At 48.1% G+C, this 23091-nt stretch carries 21 protein-coding genes; 15 read left to right on the plus strand and 6 right to left on the minus strand.

The genetic code is table 11. The features are described from left to right. Positions 1-308 precede the first annotated feature (308 nt). On the minus strand, positions 309-1535 hold the full coding sequence (locus PJF56_RS13405; protein ID WP_430540887.1) for a PQQ-dependent sugar dehydrogenase: 1227 nt from the start codon (positions 1533-1535) through the stop codon (positions 309-311). Positions 1536-1575: 40 nt separating this feature from the next. Next, a complete protein-coding gene (locus PJF56_RS13410) occupies positions 1576-2637 on the minus strand; it encodes a mannose-1-phosphate guanylyltransferase (RefSeq protein ID WP_283763187.1) in 1062 nt (353 codons plus the stop codon). A 247-nt stretch (positions 2638-2884) separates the two neighbouring features. Here PJF56_RS13410 and PJF56_RS13415 point away from each other — a divergent pair, with 247 nt between their 5' ends. Continuing rightward, positions 2885-3475, plus strand: coding sequence for a Uma2 family endonuclease (locus PJF56_RS13415; RefSeq protein ID WP_283763188.1), 591 nt, complete (start codon positions 2885-2887; stop codon positions 3473-3475). On the opposite strand, the gene PJF56_RS13420 is transcribed toward PJF56_RS13415, so the two are convergent. Then, positions 3457-4392 (minus strand): UbiA family prenyltransferase, encoded by a 936-nt coding sequence (locus PJF56_RS13420; RefSeq protein ID WP_283763189.1) that lies wholly within the window; start codon positions 4390-4392, stop codon positions 3457-3459. The two genes, PJF56_RS13415 and PJF56_RS13420, sit on opposite strands and share 19 nt — an antisense overlap. 19 nt (positions 4393-4411) lie before the next feature. On the opposite strand from PJF56_RS13420, the gene PJF56_RS13425 reads away from it, so the two are divergent. After that, complete coding sequence (locus tag PJF56_RS13425; RefSeq protein ID WP_283763190.1) at positions 4412-7063, plus strand: PAS domain S-box protein; 2652 nt, start codon at positions 4412-4414, stop codon at positions 7061-7063. Here the strand turns inward: PJF56_RS13425 and PJF56_RS13430 are convergent. After that, the gene (locus PJF56_RS13430) at positions 7060-7740 is read right to left on the minus strand and encodes a response regulator transcription factor (RefSeq protein WP_283763191.1); all 681 of its coding nucleotides are present in this window, start codon (positions 7738-7740) and stop codon (positions 7060-7062) included. The genes PJF56_RS13425 and PJF56_RS13430 overlap by 4 nt on opposite strands. Positions 7741-8046: 306 nt before the next feature. Between PJF56_RS13430 and PJF56_RS13435 the strand changes: the two genes are divergently transcribed. The 7 genes from PJF56_RS13435 (at position 8047) to PJF56_RS13465 (ending at position 16034) form a co-directional block, all read left to right on the plus strand. Continuing rightward, positions 8047-8793, plus strand: a complete 747-nt coding sequence (locus tag PJF56_RS13435; protein ID WP_283763192.1) for a phycobilisome rod-core linker polypeptide — start codon at positions 8047-8049, stop codon at positions 8791-8793. Positions 8794-8844: 51 nt separating this feature from the next. Further along, positions 8845-9612, plus strand: coding sequence for a phycobilisome rod-core linker polypeptide (locus PJF56_RS13440; RefSeq protein ID WP_283763193.1), 768 nt, complete (start codon positions 8845-8847; stop codon positions 9610-9612). A gap of 118 nt (positions 9613-9730) precedes the next feature. Beyond that, positions 9731-10048 carry a hypothetical protein gene (locus tag PJF56_RS13445; RefSeq protein WP_283763194.1) on the plus strand — a complete coding sequence of 106 codons (318 nt, stop codon included), beginning with the start codon at positions 9731-9733 and terminating at the stop codon, positions 10046-10048. A gap of 108 nt (positions 10049-10156) precedes the next feature. Next, a complete protein-coding gene (locus tag PJF56_RS13450) occupies positions 10157-11566 on the plus strand; it encodes a sensor histidine kinase (RefSeq protein WP_283763195.1) in 1410 nt (469 codons plus the stop codon). A gap of 150 nt (positions 11567-11716) precedes the next feature. Continuing rightward, entirely contained in the window at positions 11717-13219 is a 1503-nt protein-coding gene (locus PJF56_RS13455) for an efflux RND transporter periplasmic adaptor subunit (RefSeq protein WP_283763196.1), read from the plus strand. Positions 13220-13224: 5 nt separating this feature from the next. Next, the gene (locus PJF56_RS13460; RefSeq protein ID WP_283763197.1) at positions 13225-14442 is read left to right on the plus strand and encodes an ABC transporter permease; all 1218 of its coding nucleotides are present in this window, start codon (positions 13225-13227) and stop codon (positions 14440-14442) included. 167 nt (positions 14443-14609) lie between these two features. After that, positions 14610-16034 carry an NADP-dependent isocitrate dehydrogenase gene (locus tag PJF56_RS13465; RefSeq protein ID WP_283763198.1) on the plus strand — a complete coding sequence of 475 codons (1425 nt, stop codon included), beginning with the start codon at positions 14610-14612 and terminating at the stop codon, positions 16032-16034. A gap of 115 nt (positions 16035-16149) precedes the next feature. Here the strand turns inward: PJF56_RS13465 and ndk are convergent, their stop codons facing one another. Then, positions 16150-16599, minus strand: coding sequence for a nucleoside-diphosphate kinase (ndk, locus tag PJF56_RS13470; RefSeq protein WP_283763199.1), 450 nt, complete (start codon positions 16597-16599; stop codon positions 16150-16152). 55 nt (positions 16600-16654) lie between these two features. On the opposite strand from ndk, the gene PJF56_RS13475 reads away from it, so the two are divergent. From PJF56_RS13475 to PJF56_RS13490, 4 genes are all read left to right on the plus strand, one after another. Continuing rightward, positions 16655-16840, plus strand: coding sequence for a hypothetical protein (locus tag PJF56_RS13475; RefSeq protein WP_283763200.1), 186 nt, complete (start codon positions 16655-16657; stop codon positions 16838-16840). 73 nt (positions 16841-16913) lie between these two features. After that, positions 16914-18008 carry a 3-isopropylmalate dehydrogenase gene (gene leuB, locus PJF56_RS13480; RefSeq protein WP_283763201.1) on the plus strand — a complete coding sequence of 365 codons (1095 nt, stop codon included), beginning with the start codon at positions 16914-16916 and terminating at the stop codon, positions 18006-18008. A gap of 238 nt (positions 18009-18246) precedes the next feature. After that, a complete protein-coding gene (locus PJF56_RS13485; RefSeq protein WP_283763202.1) occupies positions 18247-18954 on the plus strand; it encodes a Uma2 family endonuclease in 708 nt (235 codons plus the stop codon). Positions 18955-19039: 85 nt separating this feature from the next. Continuing rightward, positions 19040-20809 (plus strand): N-acetylmuramoyl-L-alanine amidase, encoded by a 1770-nt coding sequence (locus PJF56_RS13490; protein ID WP_283763203.1) that lies wholly within the window; start codon positions 19040-19042, stop codon positions 20807-20809. Positions 20810-21030: 221 nt separating this feature from the next. Here the strand turns inward: PJF56_RS13490 and PJF56_RS13495 are convergent, their stop codons facing one another. After that, complete coding sequence (locus tag PJF56_RS13495) at positions 21031-21777, minus strand: DUF4058 family protein (protein WP_283763204.1); 747 nt, start codon at positions 21775-21777, stop codon at positions 21031-21033. 305 nt (positions 21778-22082) lie between these two features. Between PJF56_RS13495 and PJF56_RS13500 the strand changes: the two genes are divergently transcribed. Together PJF56_RS13500 and PJF56_RS13505 are read left to right on the plus strand one after the other, a co-directional pair. Beyond that, positions 22083-22334, plus strand: coding sequence for a hypothetical protein (locus PJF56_RS13500; protein ID WP_283763205.1), 252 nt, complete (start codon positions 22083-22085; stop codon positions 22332-22334). Then, positions 22309-22668, plus strand: a complete 360-nt coding sequence (locus tag PJF56_RS13505; protein WP_283763206.1) for a type II toxin-antitoxin system PemK/MazF family toxin — start codon at positions 22309-22311, stop codon at positions 22666-22668. Before PJF56_RS13500 ends, PJF56_RS13505 begins: the two co-directional genes overlap by 26 nt. The last annotated feature ends 423 nt before the right edge of the window (positions 22669-23091 follow it).

A 23091-nucleotide genomic window follows, 5' to 3' on the forward strand; every position in this document is an offset into this window, starting at 1 on the left:
CATCAACATCCCCATTGGGACTCAAATAAAAACTGGAAGAGTGGCTTAAATAATCTCCGTATACTTCTTATTCCTTTGATATGCTTTAACGTAATTCTCTATTGGTTAGAGGTCTTTCCTATCCCTCACTTATCTTTGGGGTTCCCACGATTAATTTCCTTGATTAATCGTGCTTGTCTTGCTCTCTTTCCTCTCTCTCTTGACCCTGATTTCTTATTTTCCTCTGCCTAGAGTGACAAAAGAGGGCTATTGTCAGTCCTCACATTGCTGGAGTAGCAAAGAAGGTGATCGCCAACCCTTAACCCGCCTTAGCGGTCAACTGGCTCTAGGCGGATGAGCTGGCCGTTCGATGCGTCTGTTAGCACATATAGCATCCCATCAGGGCCTTGTCGGACATCCCGTACGCGCTGACCGATCGCGATCGCCTCTTCATTTAACACATTTCCCGACTCGTCGAGCGCGATACGGCGCACATCTTGAGAAACCAAACCCCCAGCAAACAGGTTACCTTGCCACTCAGGAAACGTCCCCGAATAAACAGCCAGCCCAGAAGGAGCAATTGAGGGAGTCCAGATCACTTTAGGGTCTACCATCCCCGGTAGGGAGGTTTCTGGAGAAATCAGCCCGCCAGAATATTCCCGACTGTGGGTTGCCACCGGCCAGCCATAGTTTTCACCGGCTTTAACCCAATTGACCTCATCCCCTCCCCTAGCGCCATGCTCCGTCGCCCAAACCCGGTTGGCGATCGCATCGAAGGCCAGTCCTTGGATGTTACGATGGCCGTAGCTCCAAACTTCTGGGGCTGCCTGGGCATCATTCACCAAAGGGTTATCTGATGGGATCGAGCCATCGTCATTGATGCGGATAATCTTGCCCAGATGACTGCTGAGGTTCTGGGCTTGTTGGCGGATAAATTCTCCCTCAAGTTCTACAGGAGGATTACCCCCATCGCCAATGGATGCTAACAGCGTGCCATCGGGCAACCAGAGCAGACGGGAGCCGAAATGCTGTCCTCTAGATTTGGTTTGGGAAACTTCAAAAATCACCTGCCAATTGCTCAGGGAACTGCCATCAAAGGTGGCTCGCGCGATGCGGGTTCGGTTGGCTGAATTGTTTCCATACGCATAAGTAAAGTAAACCAGACGGTTGTCTGCAAAATTGGGATGCAAGGCAATATCGAGCAGGCCCCCTTGGCTCTGTGCAAACACTTCCGGTACTCCAGCAATCGGGGTGGGATCGAGGACTCCCTCTCGGACAATACGCAATTGCCCCGATCGCTCGGTAATCAGAATAGAACCATCCGGCAGCCAGGTCAAACCCCATGGATGTTCTAGATTCTCCACCACCGTAACACTCTGAACCTCTGGATTGCCCCTAGCAGATGCTGTTTCTGCTTGGATCGCAGTTGGAGGTTCCGATTGAACTTGTGTCGTACACCCCGTTACCCCTAAACAGGCGATCGCCGCTCCTACGGCAACCAGAGTGCAGGTCTTGATTGTTGTAGGCAATTTTCGATTGCGATCGATTGGAAACATCATCAATTGGCTCATTTACACACAGGCTATAGCTCTAGTTTTAAAGCAAATCCTGGTATTTGGGATTGTCTTTGAGCAGTCCCAACACTTTTTTAATGTCTTGGGTGCGCTCTTTTTTTACAATCAAAGTGGCATTGCCATCGCGCACAATCACGATATCTTCTAAGCCAATGGTCACGACTAAATCCTCTGGATCTTGATCGTAAACGATCGCCCCTTGAGTATCCAGACTCACATGGTTCCCCAACTCTAAATTCGGCTGCTCTCCTTGCAATAAACGCGCCATGGCATTCCAGTCTCCCAAGTCATCCCAGCCAAAATCAGCCGGTAAAATATAGGCCAGTTGGGTTTTCTCCATCAAGGCATAGTCGATGGAAATTTTCCCTAACTGACCATAGGCCGCTTTACCCTGGCTTTGCAGAGGGGTTAAAATTTCGGGCGCATGGGTAGCCAGTTCCCGCAACACCACCCCCGCGCGGAAGATGAACATGCCACTATTCCAGCTAAAGTTACCTTGAGCGATGAACCGTTCGGCGGTAGTAAGATCGGGCTTTTCCGTGAACCGTTGCACCCGATACACCGGTAAATCCAGATAGCTGCCCTTGGCTTCTCCCTGTTCGATATAGCCGTAGCCGGTGGAGGGATAGGTAGGCTTAATCCCTAGAGTAACAATCGCATCTTTTGTGGCCGCGAGTTCTACGGCAGCTTGAATGGTTTTCTCGAAGGCAGGATAATCTCCGATCCAATGATCGGCGGGGAAAAAGCCGATGACCGCATCTTCACCATAGCGCTTGGCAATTTCCAGGGTTGTCCATGCTACTGCTGGGGCGGTATCTCGGCCTTCAGGTTCTGCCAGAAGGTTTTCGGGGGGCAGTTCGGGTAACTGCTCTTGGACTCCGGTGGCAAGTTGGCTAGAGGTGCAGATCCAGAGTTTATCCCAACCTGGGGCCAGTTGAACCAGGCGATCGGCGGTAGTCTGCAACAAACTCGAACCCGTGCCACTGAGCTTCAAAAACTGCTTCGGCCGATGTTTGCGACTCAGGGGCCAAAAGCGTTCTCCTTTTCCCCCAGCTAAAATCACAGGCACAACGGTATGAGACATGGTGCAGAACTCCTAAAGGTTGCAAGGTTCAACTGTGGCTATGGTAGCATTCAATTAACAATTAACAATTATGAAATATTAGTGAGTTGAGGAAATTTTAGACGGACTCTCTTGAGAAATTTTAGCTCATATGATAAAATAAATCAAATCTCTATCGCCAGTTGATTCAAGAGTGCTTGAACGAGTAAGCGCTATAATTTAGAAATAAGCTCACAACAATTGCTCCAAAGATCGGAGGTTTCTCCCTATGGTGATGCAAGTAGAAAAAACTAAAACCTATACTCCCGAAGAGTATCTAGAGCAAGAAGTGAATAGTGATGAACGACATGAATATATGGATGGGGAGATTATTCTGATGACGGGTGGAATGCCAAATCATAACTTAATCGCTGGTAATTTATTCGCGACGTTAAACTTTTGTCTGAAACGTCAACCCTACTTTGTATTTGTCACCGATCAGCGCTTGTGGATTCCCGAAAAACGGATCTATACTTATCCGGATGTGATGGTTATTCAGGGAGAATTAGAATTACAAGAAGGACGGAAAGATACCCTCACCAATCCTATTCTGATTGCTGAAGTTTTATCGCAGTCTACCCAAGGATACGATCGCGGCCAAAAATTTCAAGCCTATCGCACGATTCCCAGCTTACAAGAATATCTGTTAATCGATCAATATACGATGCAAGTGGAGCGATATTATCGCACTGAAGTTAATCAATGGGTGTTATCAGAATATAGTCAGCCCGAATCTGTTATCCAGTTGAATAGCATTCCCGGCGAAATTTCCCTAGTGGATTTGTATGATAAGGTTGATTTTCAAAGGGATTCAAAATAGAAGGCATAGCGGTTTAGGGCTGTCATCAGCAGGGGAATAATGCCCAAACCCAGATAAACCAAGAGTGTCCAGATGACAGAAAGGTATTCAAAGCGTTTACCGGAACCGGAGACTGGAGAGCCTAAAAATTTATGGGCAAGAGTCCCGGAAATTCCCAACATTAGCCAAGTTGCGATCGCCAGGGGTAAGCCAAACCCAATTAATCGAGCGGCGATCGCACTCAGAACGGCCATAATTGTACAAACGGCTAACCAGACGAAAACCGCCCGTTTGCGTCCCCATAGGTAACTGTAAGTTTCTACACCCACTTCCTCATCTTTGGGCGATCGGATTTTGCGCCCAATTTCAATCATGACACCATTGAAAAAACTGACTCCTAAAAACCAGCCTAAACCCCTCGGCATCACCCCCGTGGTTACCTGCCAATCACAAGCCGTTGCCAAGCCATAGATTAAGGGCATAATCATCATATGGCTGATTAAATAAATGGCGGGATGAGCCTTCAGCCAATCGCGGATAAAAAATTCTTGGCTCATTAAGCCTAAATATAGCCAAACGGCCATCAGAGATAGCCCTAGGTTAACCCCCCCCAAATAGAGTGCCAAAGCCCCTTGAATTATGGCCGTGAAAGCGCCCAATTCGCCCAATTCGCCCAAACTAACCAAACCCCTGGGAACCGGTCGATAGGGGCGAAACTGGCAATCTTCTTCATAGTCCTTGAACTCATCGGCAATACGCAACTGCAAGAAGAACAAAAAGGCGATCGCAAAAGCCACTACACTAGAACCCAAAGGGGGAAGCCCTCCCCGCAGCAGCGCCGAATAACTCACCGCCGAATAACTAAACACTCCAATTAACAGCCCATTGGCTACAATTGGAAACCGCTCTTTCTGATACGTCCACCATCGGTTAACCATAGTTTTCAAGTTACCATCAATGTATCTAACACATATCAGTATATTGGCTGGACTGGTGTTGTTGGCGATCGCCACCTACCAAGTCTATCAACAAATTGCTCGTCGCCGCCGAGCCGAACTGAGCCTAAGACAACAAACCCAGCGAGAGCGATTAATTCACGAAATCGCCCAACATATTCGCCAATCTTTGAACCTCGATGAAGTCTTAGCCACCACCGTTGCTGATGTACGCCAATTTCTAGAGTGCGATCGCGTTTTAATCTATCAAATTTACGCCGATGGAACCGGTTGCGCCATTACCGAAACCGTTTTACCCGATTATCCCCGTATTTTAGGCGAAGTCTTTCCCGCAGAAGTCTTTCCCCAGGAATATCATCAAGCTTACCTCAACGGCAAAAGTCGGGCGATCGCCAATATCGAACAAGCCGAAATTGAAGCCTGTCTCGTCGAATTTGTGCAACAATTTGCCGTCAAAGCCAAATTAGTCGTTCCCATCATCCAAACCCTAACCGACATCGAAAACCCCCATCCAACCCCCCATCTGTGGGGCTTACTCATCGCCCATCACTGTCGCCAAACCAGACAATGGCAACCCCACGAAATCGAACTGATGAAACAACTCGCTACCCAAGTGGCGATCGCCATCCGCCAATCTGAACTCTATCAACAACTGCAACAACTCAACACCCAACTCGAACAGCGCGTCGAGCAACGCACCCAAGAACTCGCCCGCACCAACCACGCCCTCCGCCTCGAAATAGCCGAACGTCAACGCACCGAAATCGCCCTCCGGCACACCAACCACACCCTACAATCCCTCATTGCCGCCTCTCCCCGTGCCATCTTTACCCTCGATCTCCAAGATCGAGTACAACTTTGGAATCCAGCCGCCGAAAAAATGTTTGGCTGGACAGAACCAGAAGTCTACAATCAACCCAACCCCATCCTCTGCCAAGAAACTGTAGAAGACTACCGCAACCTTCGCCAAGCCTGTCTGCAAGGCATCACTCCCCCCAGTTTAGAACTGCGCCGATCTAAAAAAGACGGCTCCCCCATTGATATCGTCTTCTCTGCTGCGCCTCTACTCGATAGCAGCGATCGCATCAGTGGCATGGTCGCTGTTGTCGCCGACGTTACCGAACAAAAACGGCAAGCGGAACAGGTGCGCTTGCTTCAGTCAGTAGTCATCAATACCAATGATGCCGTCTTAATCACGGAGGCAATCCCCCTCGATCCCCCCGGCCCCCGAATTCTCTACGTCAATCAAGCCTTTACCCGCATGACCGGTTATACCCTCGAAGAAGCGATCGGCCAAACCCCCCGCATTCTCCAAGGGGCAAAAACTGACCGGCAAAAACTCGAACAAGTCAAAGCTGCCCTTTCTCAGTGGCAACCCTTAACCATGGAATTAATCAACTATCGTAAAGACGGCTCCGAGTTTTGGGTTGAGTTTAGTTTAGTTCCCGTTGCCAACAAACAGAATGAATATACCCATTGGGTTTCCATTCAGCGAGATATTAGCGAACGCAAACACACCGAAGAAGCTCTCAAGCGCTCCGAAGAACGGTTCCGTTCCCTGATTGAAAATGCCTTAGATATTATCACCATTGTCGATCGCCAAGGCACTATTTACTATGCCAGTCCCTCCGTAGAAAAAGTCCTGGGTTATCCCCCCACGAAACTGATGGGTCAAAACTTTTTTGACTTAGTGCATCCCGATGACTCCTGCAAAATCTATCAGCAGATCATCAATAGCTTAGAAAGCCAAGAAGGGCTACTGCCCATGGAATTTCGCGCCCAACATCAGGAGGGGTTTTGGCGTATCCTAGAAGCCGTTAGCCATGCAGATCGATCGTCCGTGAGGGAAAATGGCATAGAAAGCTACCCAGAACCCCGATTTGTGGTCAATTCCCGCGATATTACCGCCCGCAAGCGACTCAATGAGGTGAAACTGGCTCTAGAGCGAGAAAAGGAACTGCATACCCTGAAAACGCGCTTTTTCTCCATGGCTTCCCATGAGTTTCGCACCCCCTTGAGTACCGCTCTAGCAGCGACCCAATTGTTAGAACAGTCCTCCCCTCTCCATCAAGCTGAAGATCCCCTCAAGCGCTCTAGGAATTTACGCAGGATTCAGGATTCAATCAAACAAATGGTACATCTTTTAGATGATATTCTCACCATTAATCGCGCCGAAGCAGGTAAACTGGAATTCAACCCCCAACTCTTTGATTTACCTCAATTCTGCCGCCAGTTGCTCGAAGAAATTCAGTTGAGTGCCGGTCATCAATATTCCCTGAAATTTTTGAGTAATTATCAACAAAAAAGTGTTTATTTAGACCAAAAGCTGCTGCGATCCATACTGTCTAATTTGTTGTCGAATGCGATTAAATATTCTCCCGTTGGTAGTGAGGTGGAACTGCGCTTAAGATTGGAGCAGCAACACATTATCTTTGAAATTGGCGATCGCGGTATCGGCATTTCCCCAGAGGATCAAAACCACCTATTTGAACCCTTCCAACGAGGTCACAATGTGGGCCATATTCCCGGTACAGGATTAGGGCTAGTGGTGACTAAAAAATGTGTAGAATTGCAAGGCGGAACCCTCAAAGTCAATAGCCAGATCAACGTCGGCACAACCTTAACCGTCATCTTACCCTTGAATAATTGTTAATTGTTCTCGACTTTCCCCAAGCGATAGCCAATGCCATGCACCGTCTCAATAAAGTCTTCGGGCGCACCAGCAGCTTTTAACTTTTGACGTAAACTGCGAATATGCACTTTAATCGTATCTTCTTCTGGAGGATCTTTAAGCGACCAAATATGCTCAATCATCACATGACGACTTAACACCCGACGACCATTACGCATCAATAATTCTAACAGGGAATATTCTTTAGGCGTTAAATGTAGGGGTTGATGATTATAGTTGGCTTCATAGGTACTCGGATCAAACGTCAAAGCTCCCCACTCTAAAATCGGAGCCGATACGCTACCTCGACGCAAAAGAGCGCGAACCCTGGCAAATAATTCACCCAAATCAACCGGTTTAACAATATAATCATCTGCGCCAGCATCCAAACCCGCAATTTTATCGCTAACGGTATCGCGGGCTGTGATCATTAAAATCGGCATTTGATAACCTTGAAGACGCAGTTGCTTACAGAGACTAATGCCATCGAGATCGGGAAGCATCACATCCAAGAGCAAGAGATCGTAGTCAAGAGCGTCAAAGTATTCCCAAGCGACGGCTCCATTGGCGGCAATGTCCACAACATACAGTTGATCGGTGAGGGCTTCTGCTAGAGTCTCAGCCAGACTTATGTCATCTTCAATTAAAAGAATCCTCATAGGTTACAGTTGCCTTGACTCATTTATTTCAGCTTACAAGAAAACTAAGCATATTCCCTCAGCTCTGACGAGAGCAAGTATTACAAAATGTTAAAATCTGCGAAATTTTAGCAATCTTTCCGATTTCTTTACCGTTTCTTCCCTCTTTTAATTACTTCCCATCTGCTAAGTTCCTAAGTTATGGGAAAAGACAGACCCCAAGACTTGCAGAGCGGCGATCGCTCAGGGATTTAGAATAGAACTATTGAGTAAGTCCATCTTTAGGAATTTTTACTTACTCTAACCCGAAATAACCTAGGAGGTCTTATGGCAATTCCCTTACTTCAATATCCCCCAACCAGTCAAAATCATCGAGTGGAGGGATTTGAAATTCCGACTCCGGAAAAGCCTCGACTCTATACCACTGAACTCTTGACCTCATCCACAGACATGGATGAACTGATTTGGGCGGCCTATCGCCAAGTTTTTAATGAGCAACAATTGCTCTCGATCACCTATCAGAAGTCTCTAGAATCTCAGTTGCGATCGGGTCAAATTACAGTTCGTGATTTTATGCGATCGCTACTCCTATCCGAAGCTTTTCGGATTAACAACTATGAACCCAATAATAATTATCGGTTTGTAGAACTCTGTATTCAACGGGTACTGGGACGAGAGGTGTATGGAGAGCGAGAAAAATTAGCCTGGTCGGTCGTTTTAGCCACTGAAGGCTTACATGGATTCATCGACCAACTTCTCAATAGTGAAGAATATCTGACCCATTTCGGCGATCGCACCGTTCCCTATCAACGGCGGCGCATTTTGCCCCAACGTTCTCAGGGAAACTTACCCATTGCCCGGATGCCTCGTTATGGAGAAGATTATCGCCAGAAATTAGAAGAACTGGGTTATTTTCGACCGTCTCAAGAAGAGTATCGTTGGTCATGGCAACGGCCTCCTTATCCCGGTTGGATTCGCCTAACAGGTAAGCTGATTGCTTTCAGTGGTGCTGGATTACTAGCATTGGGAATCGGGGCGGTAGCCTTAGCTGCCTGGGGCATTATTCCCCTATAACAGCACCACCAATTCTGTTAAAAAACTTTGAAAAAAATTAGGACAATATCAATGAGTATTGTATTAGATGAACCCCTTGAACTTTGGAAAACCAATAGCTTAGATGAACAGCAAGCAGTGATTCGTGCTGTTTATAAACAAGTGTTGGGCAATCCCCATGTGATGGAAAGCGAACGACTGATTAAGGCTGAATCTCAATTGACTCAAGGGAAGATTACCGTGCGTGAATTTGTGCGGGCGGTAGCTAAATCCGACTTTTACCGTAGCCGGTATTTTGAATCTTGCGCTCCCTACCGCTTTGTAGAGTTAAACTTCAAGCATTTATTGGGACGTGCCCCTGTGGATCAAAAGGAAATTTCTGAACATATTTCTTTGTGTATTGAGCAAGGGTATGATGCCGAGATTGATTCCTACATCGATAGTATGGAATATCAAGAAAAGTTTGGAGAAAATATTGTTCCCTACTATCAAGGTGCAAAGAGTCAGAAGGGGCAAAAACAGGTTGGCTATAACCGCACTTTGTCCTTGTATCAGGGCAATGCGGGTGTAGATAGTGCGTTTAGGGATTCCCGGTTGGTGCAGGAAGTGGCTACCAACTCAGCCACTAAAATCAAATTGCCTTCCACTGGTGGTCGTCTCGTTGGGTACAAAGATGCCACAGAGAAGACGTTTGAAATTTTGGTGAAAGGCTCTAAATTTGATGCTCCCCGTCGCGTGAGTAATACTCGATATGTCGTCTCTGGGGCGAAATTGAGTCCCCAAATTCAGCGAATTCATCGAGCAGGCGGTAAAATTGTTAGCATTCAAGAGATCCGTTAACAAGCGTCAGACCCCAGTACCCCAGTGCCCTGGTAGTCAATGATTAGACAAAGAAACAAGGGGTTTAAGCCCCTTGTTTTGATCTAAGAGAGTTGAAAAGTGCTGAGTGGAGAGAGCTGTGATACCTTCAGTAGCTTGTCAAAAAATGCGAAATTGGATCAGAAATCGCTATTTAATCTGCTCCGGTAGTTTTTTTATCTTTCAAACTTTAGAATACTCGGCCGTAGAACGATTTGAAGAATGTGTCTCTAGTCTGGGTGGAACATTGATTTCAGTAGAACCGGCTAGACGGGTTTGGATTGGTCAACATCGACAGGTGATTTTGTATCAAGCAAAGGCCAGCTTACATACTCCCAATCATGGTTTAAAACAGTATTGGTTACAATACGGTAGTTTCTATACGAAATTTAATGACCCTTGCGGCTCTGATGGGTGATCCGGGAATTGCAACTGCTTTATTCGGTTCTACTCCTAGTCAATGGGCTGAAAATACCGATACCCTCACAGATATATAGCTGTCATAACTTGCAGAGATTGGGGGGACATGGTGATGTTTGAGTGGACGCTGCCAAGGTTAAGTGAGATTTTAGGGGGGGCTGAGGCGATCGCCGATCGCCAAAATAAGGCCGAACGGTGTTGGTATGGGGCGATCGCCGCCTTAAATGAGTTACTCGATCGAGCGGAAGTAGCTCAAGGGCTAATCCTCTCTAGCTCTCCGATTTTGGCCCATCCCCATCCTCACGTCACCAGTTGGCTGTTTTCGCCCCTACAAGAAGGCCACTCGACCCTATTTCAGCTCCCTCCAGCCTCTTCCCAACCGGGGCTGGGGTTGCGGTTTACGCCGGTATGGTCAGGCGATCGCCAATCTTGCCCTCTCACTCCCACCACCCCATTAGTCCCCGAAGATCCTCTGCGGGCTGAACAATTTGCCCTGGTGTTAACCCCCTCGTTTAGTTTGGTGATGGTGGTTTCCCCCCAGACGCAGACAGAGCTGGGTTTTCAGTTTTCCTTTGACCCCCAGGATATCGACAGCGCTTGGAGAGCCTTGCGATCGCGAGTCTCTGCCACCGGAATTCCAGACCAGATCGCCTATCTCGATCGCTTTTACGAGCAGTTTCCCCCCGTTGCTCCCCCCTATCAAACAGTGATGGCTTTTAGTCGATTAATCCTGCAATATCTCCCAGAACCCGAAGGAACTGGATCGAAGCCTGAGAACCCCTCAGAAATCGCCAAAACGATCGCTTCCCCAGCACCTTCTGCGACTAACCCTGCTCCTCAACCCGATCTGGAGTTACTCAAGGCGATCGCCCATGAAGTCAAAACCCCCCTAGCCACCATCCGCACCTATACGCGGCTATTGCTCAAACGCTCCAATCTTCCCCCGGAAGTCTGGAAACGCCTGCAAACCATCGACCGCGAATGTACGGAACAAATCGATCGCTTTAATCTAATTTTCCGGGCCGTTGAACTCGAAACTACTCCCACCAAGTCTCAATCGACTCATTTAACCCCAACCTCTCTAGCCCAGGTGTTTCAAGAGAGTATTCCTCGATGGCAAAAACAAGCCAGCCGTCGTAATGTCACCTTAGATGTAGTTTTACCTCAACAGACCCCTACCGTGGTCAGCGATCCCCATCTGTTGGATCAGGTGTTAAGCAATGTGATTCAAAATTTCACCTCCACCTTACCCACGGGTTCCCATGTGCAAGTCGAAGTAACTCCCGCAGGCGATCAACTGAAACTGCAATTAATCTCGGAAACCTCTCAAAGTTGCTCGAGTTTGTCAGGGTTTAAGGCCTTGGGTCATGTGTTGATGTTTCAACCGGAAACAGGGAACTTGAGTCTCAATTTGAGCGTGACCAAAAACTTGTTTGAGGCGATCGGGGGTAAACTGTTGATTCGTCAACGACCTCAGCACGGAGAGGTGATGACGATTTTCTTACCCATCCGATGAAGGATTCCATAGGCGATGCTAGATTAAAAGTATTGGGGCAAGAGCTGGATCGGTTAAAATTTCCAGTCCGATGCTGAATGGGGGTGCAGGGAGTGAACTCTCCATAAGAACCCTAGTTTATTTGTGCTAACACTGAAGGAACATTAAATCATGCAATTCCCCCTCATCCACCCAAAACTGGAAAAACCTCTGCCTTGGCTGTTGGGACTCGTAGCCGTTTCTGTCTTTACCGGCACTGGAATCATGTACCTGAGCAGTGGGAGATCGACTTCTCAAGGGGAGGCGATCGCCTCCTTGACGGTTCCTGCCCAAGCCTCGACCCTCACTATTCGCATCAATGCCAGTGGGGTAGTGCAACCCGTTAGGCGCGTTAATGTCAGTCCCAAAGTGCAAGGACGATTAGCCGAACTCTATGTGGAACAAGGCGATCGCGTGGAAAAAGGACAACCGATCGCCCGCATGGAACGGGAGGAACTCGAAGCCCAACTGCGGCAAGCCCAAGCCAGATTTACCCGCGTCCAAGCCGAACTCGATAAGGCGATCGCCGGAACTCGCTCTGAAGACATTGCCGAAGCCCAAGCCAGACTCAGACGCGCCCAAGCCAATTTAGCCGAACTACAAGCCGGAAGTCGTCCGGAAGACATTGCCGAAGCCCAAGCTGCCCTCAGCCGCGCCCAAGCTCTGGTGGCTGAAGCCCAATCTCGGTTAGATTTAGCCCAAGAACGGGCGCAACGGAATCAACGCCTCGCCGATGAGGGAGCCATTTCCAGAGATGAACTCGATCAACGGCTTGACGATCGCCGCCGCGCCCAAGCCTATCTGGAGCAAACCCAAGCTGGGGCGATCGAGGCCCAACGCCGTCTAGAGCGCCTGCAAAATGGCACGAGAATTGAAGAGATTGCCCAAGCCCAAGCCACCGTCGCCGAATCCCAAGCCGCCCTAGACCGACTGGTGAATGGTACTCGCCCCGAAGATATTGCCCAAGCCCAAGCCCAACTCGCGGAAGCCAAAGGAAATCTGGAATACTACCAAGTGCAACTCGACGATACGGAAGTCAAAGCCCCCTTTTCTGGGTTAATTGTGCAGAAATATGCCGACCCCGGAGCCTTTGTTACCCCAGTCACCGCCGCCTCTTCAGCAGACTCGGCCACCTCAACCTCGGTTGTGGCTTTGGCCCAAGGATTGGAGGTTCTCGCCAAAGTCCCCGAAGCGGATATTAGCCAAATTTACCCCAATCAAAAGGTGGAAATTGTTGCCGATGCCTATCCCGATCGCACCTTTGAAGGTCGCGTTCATCTGATTGCCCCGGAAGCAATTAATGAACGGGATGTTACTTTGTTTCAAGTGCGAGTAGAAATTGAAACGGGCTTAGACTTGCTCCAGTCGGGGATGAATGTCGATTTGTCGTTTGTTGGCGATGAACTTACGGATGCCTTAGTTGTGCCCACCGTTGCCATTATTACCAATCAGGGAGAAACCGGGGTGTTAGTGCCTGGCGATCGCGATCGACCGGAATTTCAACCAGTAACAATTGGTTCCGTCTTAGGCAATCAGATCCAAATTTTAGAAGGCATTGAACCCGGTCAACCCGTGTTTGTGGAATTACCCGACGGCAAAACCCTAGATGAAATTATTAAACGGGAGATCGAATAGAGCGTATGGACATTCTAGAAAGTATCACCATTGCCGGTAAAACCCTGCTGGGCAATAAAGTCCGCAGTAGTTTAACCATGCTGGGCATTATTATCGGTAACTCCTCTGTGATTGCCATGATTGGCATTGGTGAAGGGGCCCAAAATTTTGTCCGGGCTGAGGTCGATTCCTTGGGGCCCAATGTGTTATTTGTGTTACCCGGTAGTCCAGAAGCGCAAAGACGACCCGTTTTTTCTCCCCAAACCCTGGTGCTTGAGGATGCCGAGGCGATCGCCGAACAAGTCCCGGATGTGGAAGCCGTCGCTCCCATGCTCACCGCCAGTGAAATGATTCAGTATCGGGGTCAAAATGTCTCCAGTTCTATTACCGGAAGTACCCCGGAATTACTCCCCGTTCGGAGTTTAGATGTGGCTAAAGGTCGGTTTATTACGGAATTGGATTTGAAGCGCCGAGAAACTGTCGTGGCTTTAGGCTCGGAATTAGCAGAACGGTTATTTGGCGACTTAAATCCTGTGGGGGAAACCGTGCGCTTAAAGTCCGTCAGTTTTCGCGTGGTTGGCGTGATGCAAGCGAAGGGTTCATCCTTTGGCGATAACATGGATATGAGCGCCTATATTCCCCTGACTACCATGACCAATCGGATTACGGGGAACACTTCACCCTATGGGACTCAAGTGACGTTTATTTCCATTTCCATTCAGTCGGAAGATCGCATGGATGCCGCTAAGTTCCAGATCGAGAACCTGCTGCGTTTCCGACATAAAATCACCGATGAGGATGATTTTACCGTGCGCTCCCAAAAGGAATTAATGAGTATTTTAGGGAGCATTACCGGAGCGCTCACGGTGATGTTGGCAGCGATCGCCGGAATTTCCTTACTCGTTGGCGGCATCGGTATTATGAATATCATGCTCGTCTCTGTGACCGAACGCACCCAAGAAATCGGGTTAAGAAAGGCGATCGGAGCATCGGAGCAAGATATCTTGGTTCAGTTTATGATCGAAGCCGTAATTTTATCGATCATGGGTGGATTAATTGGTACGGGTGTGGGAATTGGTGGCATCTGGATCATTAGTATCTTCACTCCCCTAGAAGCCCAAATTTCCCTAATGGCCATTTCCACAGCCGTTGGTGTTTCCGGAAGCATTGGCCTATTTTTTGGCGTATTTCCCGCTCAACAAGCAGCCAAACTTGACCCCATTGTGGCCTTGCGTAGTGCTTAAGCCACCCTCAGATACCCATTACCCATTACCCATTTTTCCCTCCCCACCACTAAACCTGGAAAAAAGATAAATCCTTGACCGGTTTGCCAAAAGGATCTGGTAGCCTGGTACGTGCTTTAACCGAACACCGGTAAGCACAAATCCTTAATGTCAGGAATGATTACCTTATGTACGAGAAAATTACCCCTCCCGAAACCGGCGAAAAAATCACCTTTGCTGAAGGTAAACCCATTGTTCCCGACCATCCCATCATTCCCTTCATTCGTGGAGATGGTACGGGGGTAGACCTTTGGCCCGCCTCTCAGAAGGTCTTTGATGCGGCAATTCAAGCGGCCTACGGCGGAAAACGGAAAATTTCCTGGTGTAAGGTGTATGCGGGTGATGAAGCCTGCGATCGATATGGAACCTACCAGTATTTACCCGAAGATACCCTCAAGGCGATCGGCGAATATGGAGTCGCCATTAAAGGCCCCTTAACCACCCCCATTGGTGGCGGTATTCGCTCCCTCAACGTGGCTTTGCGGCAAATCTTCGATCTGTATGCTTGTGTGCGTCCCTGTCGTTACTACGCTGGAACGCCCTCACCCCACAAAACCCCAGAGAAAATGAATGTGATTATCTATCGGGAAAATACCGAAGATATTTACTTGGGTATTGAGTGGCGCGAAGGCACAGAGATCGTTAAGAAGTTAATTGAATACCTCAATACTGACCTCATTCCGGCCACCCCTGAACATGGCAAAAAGCAAATCCGCCTCGACTCTGGCATTGGCATTAAGCCCATCAGTAAAACTGGAACCCAACGACTGGTGAAGCGGGCGATCGAAAACGCCCTCCGGCTACCCAAAGAAAAACAAATGGTGACCTTGGTTCATAAAGGTAATATTATGAAATATACTGAGGGAGCCTTCCGCGACTGGGGTTATGAGTTAGCAACCACTGAGTTTCGCGACCAATGTGTTACCGAGCGCGAATCCTGGATTTTGAGCAATAAAGAAGAAAATCCAGACATTAGTTTAGAAGACAATGCTCGCAAACTTGAACCGGGTTATGATGCCTTAACCACCGATAAAAAACAAGAAGCCTGTGCGGAAGTTAAAGCCGTTCTGGAGGCGATCTGGGAAACCCACGGTAATGGCAAATGGAAAGAAAAAGTCATGGTCAATGACCGGATTGCCGATAGTATTTTTCAACAACTACAAACCCGTCCCGGAGAATATTCGATCCTCGCCACCATGAATTTAAATGGGGATTATCTTTCGGATGCTGCGGCTGCCATTGTCGGGGGTTTAGGTATGGGCCCAGGGGCAAATATTGGCGATACTTGTGCGATTTTTGAAGCCACCCATGGTACTGCCCCCAAACACGCAGGTTTGGATCGGGTTAATCCGGGATCGTTGATTCTTTCGGGAGTCATGATGTTGGAGTACATGGGTTGGCAAGAAGCAGCAGACTTAATCAAAATGGGCATCGAAAAGGCCATTTCTAATCGGGAAGTGACCTATGATTTAGCCCGATTAATGGAGCCTCCGGTTAAGCCCCCTCTGAAATGTTCGGAGTTTGCGGACGCGATTATTAAATACTTTGGCTAAGTCCAGATAAGCTGGGTAGGTTGGGTTGAGGCAGGTTTCAACCCAACCTACAATTTTAAGCTTGCTAGTCCAGTACAAAATAATACTGTAACTCCGTTACAGCGCAAAGCATTGCTTATTCGTGTATCCAGGACATCATGGTAGGCTGCCAAGACACTAATTCTTCTTCTTTAAACCATAGGGCAATTTCGTTTTGAGCCGTTTCAATCGCATCCGAACCATGGATCAAATTGCGGCCCACATCAACCCCAAAATCGCCGCGAATGGTTCCGGGTTCTGCACTTAAGGGATTGGTTGCGCCGATCATTTTCCGAGCTGATGCGACGACTCCATCCCCTTCCCAGACCATGGCGACTACTGGCCCGGACGTAATAAACTCGATTAAGCTACTGAAAAACGGCCGTTCTTTATGCACAGCATAATGCTGCTCGGCTAGTTCCCGACTGACATTGATCAACTTTAAGCCCACTAATGTAAAGCCTTTGCTTTCCAAGCGACTGATGATGTTACCCACGAATCCCCGTTGCACACCGTCGGGTTTAATGGCGAGAAAAGTACGTTCCAAAGTAATCTCCTTTTTAGATGAGCGCCTCCAATTATCTCATTAAACCCAAAATATAATGGAGAAATTAGGGGATACACTGGAGGCTCATCAACATGGCTCTACATCTTGGCTCTTTTATTTCCTTGTCAGAACAGGAATGGTTAGTGGCGGAAATTTCCAGTTGGCTGGAAGAGTACAGGCGATCGCTCCCACCCAGGATCTAGAACTTGACTATGATATCAACTGGAACTCAAAAATATAGTTTTTGATGGAAATGAAATAGCGCTATAGTGGAAAATTGCAAGCAATTGAGCAAAAAATAAACCGATAAGGTTATGACTGAGCATTACCGGATTACGTTACTTCCAGGGGATGGCATTGGCAGCGAAATTATCGCTGTGATGGTGGATGTCTTGAAGACGATCGCCCCGAAGTTTGATTTAGAGTTTACGTTTCAAGAAGCTCTCATCGGTGGATCGGCGATCGATGCGACGGGTAATCCCCTCCCAGAAGAAACCCTGAACACCTGTCGTGAGAGTGATGCGGTTTTGTTGGCAGCGATCGGGGGCTATAAATGGGATAATCTACCCCGTCATCAACGACCGGAAACCGGACTTTTAGGGTTGCGATCGGGGTTAGGATTGTTTGCTAATCTGCGACCGGCAACCATTTTACCCCAACTGATGGATGCGTCTACCCTGAAACGGGAAGTCGTGGAAGGGGTGGATATTATGGTCGTGCGAGAATTGACCGGTGGGGTCTATTTTGGCGAACCCAAAGGTGTTTTTGAGACCGAAACCGGGCAAAAACGGGGCGTGAATACCATGGCTTATACGGAAGGGGAAATCGATCGCATCGCCAAAGTTGCCTTTGAAACAGCTCAGAAGCGCAACGGTCAACTCTGTTCGGTGGATAAAGCCAATGTACTGGAAGTATCGCAACTTTGGCGCGATCGCATCACTGCCCTATCTTCCCAATACCCCGATGTCCAACTCTCCCACCTCTATGTGGATAATGCCGCCATGCAACTGGTGAGAGCGCCCAAACAATTTGATACCATCGTCACCAGTAACTTGTTTGGGGATATTCTCTCCGATGCCGCCGCCATGTTAACCGGGAGTATTGGCATGTTACCCTCGGCTAGTTTAGGCGCATCGGGCCCTGGAGTCTTTGAACCCGTCCATGGATCGGCCCCGGATATCGCGGGACAAGATAAGGCTAACCCCCTGGCTCAGGTTCTCAGTGCAGCCATGATGTTACGGTATGCATTGAATCAACCAGCAGCAGCACAGGCGATCGAAGATGCAGTTCAAACGGTTCTCAACCAAGGCTATCGCACGGGCGATATTATGTCTGAAGGACAACAGTTAGTTGGATGTCGGGAAATGGGAGACGCTCTGCTCAGAGCGCTGAATTCAATTAACAATTAACAATTAATAATTAATAATTAATAATTAATTATTGACTAAAACCCCGTAGGGGCGGGTTATACCCAAATCTTGTAGACTAACAACTATTGCAAGTAAACCCGCCCTCCCCCACCCTGTCTCTACAGTACGCAGAAAGTAGCAACCATTTAAGGATTTGATATTACAACATTGCTGACGTGGGGCAACTCAAAAATATGATAAAATAATCAACACTGACGCTTCCCGGTATCCAATCATCATGTTAGCCACTTCTTCAGCCTACAAAATTACTTGGGAAAAACTACCGGACGACTTTCAACTCCCCGACGATCCTGTGGATAATATTCATCAACCTGCCCTAGCTGCGGCTTTAACCGAAAGTTTAGACCAAGCGGGAAGATTACCCGAAAATTCCCTCACGCCAACGAACTATGGCATCTGTGCCAAAGTCAATGGCAAAATGGTGGTTAAAGCTCCCGATTGGGCTTATATTCCCCAGATTCGAGTGGAGCGTCCAGAGGTGATCCGCAGTTATACGCCGAACTTACAAGGAGATCTACCGGTTCTTGTCCTAGAATTTTTATCGGATACTGACGGAGGGGAATATTCAATCAAAGCTACCTATCCCCCAGGCAAGTATTTCTATTACGAGCAAATCTTGTGCGTGCCCAATTACGGCATTTTTGACCCAAAAACGGGAGAATTAGAATTCTATTGTTTAGGCAACCAGCAACGCTACGCTATCAAATCGCCGAATTCAGAAGGGCAATTTTGGATACCGGAAATGGGTTTATATCTGGGAGTTTGGCAAGGGTGTCGAGAAAATCTAGAGAGCTATTGGCTACGCTGGTGGGATGAACAGGGTAATCTCTTGCTGTGGGGTACAGAGAAAGTGGAGCAAGAACGGCAACGAGCCGATCGCCTAGCCGCCCAATTACGAGCCGCAGGCATTGAGGTCAATGAATAATGAATAATGAACAATTAACAATGAACAATTAACAATGAACAATTAATAATTAACAATTGACCAACTGCTATTTCAATAAAATGCCGTGAAATTTCCTTTATCTTCTATTCTGGTTTTGAGTACAGTGGCGATCGCCGCTCCTGCTTTCGCTGACTCTGATATCTTTATTGCTTATCCGAGCGATCGCCATCAAACCACCGCCGATCGCATCTTCCTCATTGGCACAGCTCCCGTTGGCGGCGAAGTCAAAGTCAATGGTCAAGTAATTTCCCGTTCTCCTAGCGGGCATTTTGCCCCCAGTTTTCCCCTGGAAATGGGCGAGAATACCTTCACCCTGCGCCATGGCAACCAGGAACACCAGATTACCATTATCCGCAAATCTGCCCTTCCTCCCCCTCCCGTCGGTCTCAACTTTGCCCAAGGATCGCTCACTCCCCAAGTCAACATCGCCAAACCTCCCGGAGAACAAATCTGTTTTTCCGCCGTTGCTCCCACCCAAGCCACCGTCAGCGTTACCCTAGGGCAACAAACCCTACCCCTAACCCCCCTCTCCACCCTTCCCCAACTGCCGCCCAATTCTGCGGTTCTCACCGGAGAAAACAAACCCACCACCGTCGAAAGCAACACCTATAAAGGCTGTGCCACCCTTCCCCTCACCTCAGCAGCGCAAAATTTGGGCAAACCCCAATTTACGCTTACTCTGAACGGCCAAACCTTAACCCAAGCAGCTCCTGGAGAAATATCCATCCTTTCGCCCCTAGAATTTCAAATTGCCGAAGTCACCGCCGAAAATGGAGTCGCTCGTACCGGCCCTAGTACGGACTATTCCCGCTTAACCCCCCTTCCCAAAGGAACCCGCGCCCAAATTACCGCCGAAGAAGGGGAATGGCTCAGATTAGACTATGGCGCATGGATCAAGCGGGAAGAAACCCGGATTTTTTCCAGTGCCGCCCCTCCCGTTTCCCGTATCCGGAGTATTCGAGGTCGTCAAATGCCGGAATGGACGGAAATTGTCTTTCCCCTACAAGTTCCCGTTCCCGTCAGCATTCAGCAGCGCCAAGACACTATAACCCTGAGTTTGTACAATACCACCGCCCAAACCGATACCATTTATCTCAACGATGACCCCCTGATTAAGCGCCTAGATTGGGAACAGGTTTCACCGACACGCATCGACTATACATTTGCCCTCAAAACCGAGCAACAATGGGGCTACAAGCTCCGTTATGAGGGCACAACCTTGATTTTGTCGTTACGCCATCCTCCCCAGGCTTCTCGGTCATCCTCGCAACCCTTGCAAGGGATGAGAATTTTGCTCGATCCCGGCCATGGCAGCGAGAATGATTTAGGCGCGAGGGGGCCAAATGGCTATCCAGAAAAAGATGTGAATTTGGTGGTCTCGAAGCTGCTGCGGGATGAGCTGCAAGAAAGAGGTGCAACGGTTGTGATGACGCGGGAAGGGGATGATGACCTCTGGCCCCATGACCGGGTGGAGATCATTGAAGCCCAAGAACCGGATCTAGCTCTGAGCATCCATTATAATGCCCTACCCGATGCTGGGGATGCGGAGAATACGGCGGGGGTAGGTATGTTTTGGTATCATCCCCAGGCTCATGGTTTGGCGGTGTTTTTGCATCAGTATTTGGTGGAGGAGCTAAACCGGCCCTCCTATGGGGTATTTTGGAATAACTTGGCCCTGACTCGGCCGGCGATCGCCCCTTCCGTCCTCTTAGAATTAGGATTCATGATTAACCCCCTAGAATTCGAGTGGATCGTCGATCCCCAGTCTCAACAAGAACTCGCCAACACTCTCGCTGATGGTATTGTTGTTTGGGTGAGTGAAAGCCAACAGTGAGATGACCTGGTGAGGGCGGGTTCAGGATATTGATGGGTTGGTATCCTAGATTTAGGTATAACCCGCCCCTACAAAATCAATCAAGAATTCCCCATTCCTGTAGGGGCAGGTTTAACCCTATCCCCCATATCCCATCCATAACTTTTGTAAACCTGCCCCCACAAACCCCAATTTTTAATTCTTAATTTTAAATTTTTAATTGATATCAGATAGGAGTATCTTCACCCAAGCTGCGGCTTTCCTAGAAAGTGCAGATCAATTCGGAAGTGATAACCGCCACGGTCATAAACCCCATCTAAAATGGGCTTTAGATCGAAGACTAAGGAATTCTCTCCACCCTGCAACGGTAACTCAACCTTGGGAATAGCGTCCGGCAAATTGAAGGCATAGAGTTGGGCATGGGGCCTGTTATCCCAACGACTCACCAAAATCCGATAGTCTTTAAACTGAGTTACCCCTTGCATCGGCATCGGTTTTCCCCCTCGGAGTAAATCAATCTCGACTAAGTGTGTGGCACTGGTCAAAATGCTCTGACGCTTACGCAGATAGGATTCTTTCCCCTCTCCCGCTCGTTTGTTCTTGGGTGAGAGTAGCTCAATTACGGTTACCACCCGTCCCGTTTTGGTCTCCCGAATTTCTAAATACCGCTCTTCTACCTCCTCTGCCAATGCTACCGTCACCGTTTGCGCTTCATCGGGTTTCGACAATGTTGCCGTTGAGGTTGGGTTTTGTTCCAATTCCTGTGCAGATTTCACCTCTGGAGCGATAACCGAAACATCGGGAATACCAATGAGGACGCTATCTTCTGGGGTACTCAAATAAACACGCTTTTCTATGGCCACATAATAGTTCGGCAGTAAGGTTGGTGCAATATTATCTGCAATAGCAACAATCAAACGGCTATGCACTTCAGACCAGAGGTCTGGATGCTCCAGATAGGGATTCATTCCAGGAAATGGGGAAGCCATGGGAATTTTATGTTATTTCTTAACTTATGATAAACGGCGCGATGCCCCATGCGAATGATCCAAGGTTGAGCGTTGGGATTGCCCTCAACTGAGTGTTTTGTCTTGATTATAGTCTCGGAATTGGGCGTTAGCAGAGCTTTCCGTAGGAATCGCCTGAATTTATGGTTGGGGGGCGGGTTCAGGACATTGATTTGTTGGTGTCCTAGATATTGGTATAACCCGCCCCTACAAAATTAATTAACGAAATCATGCGAGCAGTTGGAATGGTATACTTTTCCTAAGATTTGCAGTTTTGAGAAGAGGCAATGGTTAGTCAGGTTAAAGGGATTTATCACCAGGGATGGATAGAACTGATTGAACCGCCTGATGATTGGGTGGAAGGGAGTTCGGTTGTGGTGACGTTTGTAGGCTCCAATGAGATTAACTTAGAGGCTCAGGGAATCACTCAGGAGGAAGCAGGACGTTTACGAGAAAGTCTAGCCTCATTTGCAGAGGATTGGGAGAGTCCAGAAATGAGTGTTTATGACAACTATGACGCAGCCAAAACCAACGGTTAGCCGGGGTGATGTGGCCTTAGTGCTTTTCCCCAATTCTAATCTGACTTCTGCTAAAACTAGACCGGCTTTAATCGTGCAAGCCGATAATTTACAAACGGGGTTATCACAGATTATTGTGGCTATGGTAACTAGCCAAATGTTTCGAGCGGGTCATCCGAGTCGGGTGACTGTTTTACTCAATTCTCCTGTAGGAGGGCAGTCGGGTTTACTCACTGATTCAGTGATTATGACGGATAATTTAGCAACCATATCTCTGGCTGCGGTTTATCGCGTGATTGGTTCGATACCGACATCAGAGATTGATATAGCATTGAGGCATACACTGGGATTGTAAAGAGAGAAAACTGACCGATATAAAATCAAAAGCATGATTCCCAATTCTTGTAGGGGCAGGTTTAACGATATCCCCCATTTCCCATCCATAACTTCTGTGAACCTGCCCCCACCTCTACCGAAATGGTGAGGGCGGGTTCAGGACATTGATTTATGTGTGTCCTAATTGTTGGTGAACCCGCCCCTACGAATCAATTAATAATTCCCCATTCTTGTAGGGGCAGGTTTAACCATATCCCCCATTTCCCATCCATAACTTTGGTGAACCTGCCCCACCCCTACCGGAAGGGTGAGGGCGGGTTTAGGACATTGATTTATGTGTGTCCTAATTGTTGGTATAACCCGCCCCTACGAATCAATTAATAATTCCCCATTCTTGTAGGGGCAGGTTTAACGATATCCCCCATATCCCATCCATAACTTT

Origin of the sequence: Roseofilum halophilum BLCC-M91 (genome assembly GCF_030068445.1) — a bacterium.
Classification (GTDB): Bacteria; Cyanobacteriota; Cyanobacteriia; order Cyanobacteriales; family Desertifilaceae; genus Roseofilum; species Roseofilum halophilum.

Coding starts and splice junctions, on each gene's coding strand:
- PJF56_RS13405 (WP_430540887.1), bottom strand. CDS start 1,535: ATGTTTCCAATCGATCGCAATCGAAAATTGCCTACAACAATCAAGACC.
- PJF56_RS13410 (WP_283763187.1), bottom strand. CDS start 2,637: ATGTCTCATACCGTTGTGCCTGTGATTTTAGCTGGGGGAAAAGGAGAA.
- PJF56_RS13415 (WP_283763188.1), top strand. CDS start 2,885: ATGGTGATGCAAGTAGAAAAAACTAAAACCTATACTCCCGAAGAGTAT.
- PJF56_RS13420 (WP_283763189.1), bottom strand. CDS start 4,392: ATGGTTAACCGATGGTGGACGTATCAGAAAGAGCGGTTTCCAATTGTA.
- PJF56_RS13425 (WP_283763190.1), top strand. CDS start 4,412: ATGTATCTAACACATATCAGTATATTGGCTGGACTGGTGTTGTTGGCG.
- PJF56_RS13430 (WP_283763191.1), bottom strand. CDS start 7,740: ATGAGGATTCTTTTAATTGAAGATGACATAAGTCTGGCTGAGACTCTA.
- PJF56_RS13435 (WP_283763192.1), top strand. CDS start 8,047: ATGGCAATTCCCTTACTTCAATATCCCCCAACCAGTCAAAATCATCGA.
- PJF56_RS13440 (WP_283763193.1), top strand. CDS start 8,845: ATGAGTATTGTATTAGATGAACCCCTTGAACTTTGGAAAACCAATAGC.
- PJF56_RS13450 (WP_283763195.1), top strand. CDS start 10,157: ATGGTGATGTTTGAGTGGACGCTGCCAAGGTTAAGTGAGATTTTAGGG.
- PJF56_RS13455 (WP_283763196.1), top strand. CDS start 11,717: ATGCAATTCCCCCTCATCCACCCAAAACTGGAAAAACCTCTGCCTTGG.
- PJF56_RS13460 (WP_283763197.1), top strand. CDS start 13,225: ATGGACATTCTAGAAAGTATCACCATTGCCGGTAAAACCCTGCTGGGC.
- PJF56_RS13465 (WP_283763198.1), top strand. CDS start 14,610: ATGTACGAGAAAATTACCCCTCCCGAAACCGGCGAAAAAATCACCTTT.
- PJF56_RS13475 (WP_283763200.1), top strand. CDS start 16,655: ATGGAGAAATTAGGGGATACACTGGAGGCTCATCAACATGGCTCTACA.
- leuB (WP_283763201.1), top strand. CDS start 16,914: ATGACTGAGCATTACCGGATTACGTTACTTCCAGGGGATGGCATTGGC.
- PJF56_RS13485 (WP_283763202.1), top strand. CDS start 18,247: ATGTTAGCCACTTCTTCAGCCTACAAAATTACTTGGGAAAAACTACCG.
- PJF56_RS13495 (WP_283763204.1), bottom strand. CDS start 21,777: ATGGCTTCCCCATTTCCTGGAATGAATCCCTATCTGGAGCATCCAGAC.
- PJF56_RS13500 (WP_283763205.1), top strand. CDS start 22,083: ATGGTTAGTCAGGTTAAAGGGATTTATCACCAGGGATGGATAGAACTG.
- PJF56_RS13505 (WP_283763206.1), top strand. CDS start 22,309: ATGACGCAGCCAAAACCAACGGTTAGCCGGGGTGATGTGGCCTTAGTG.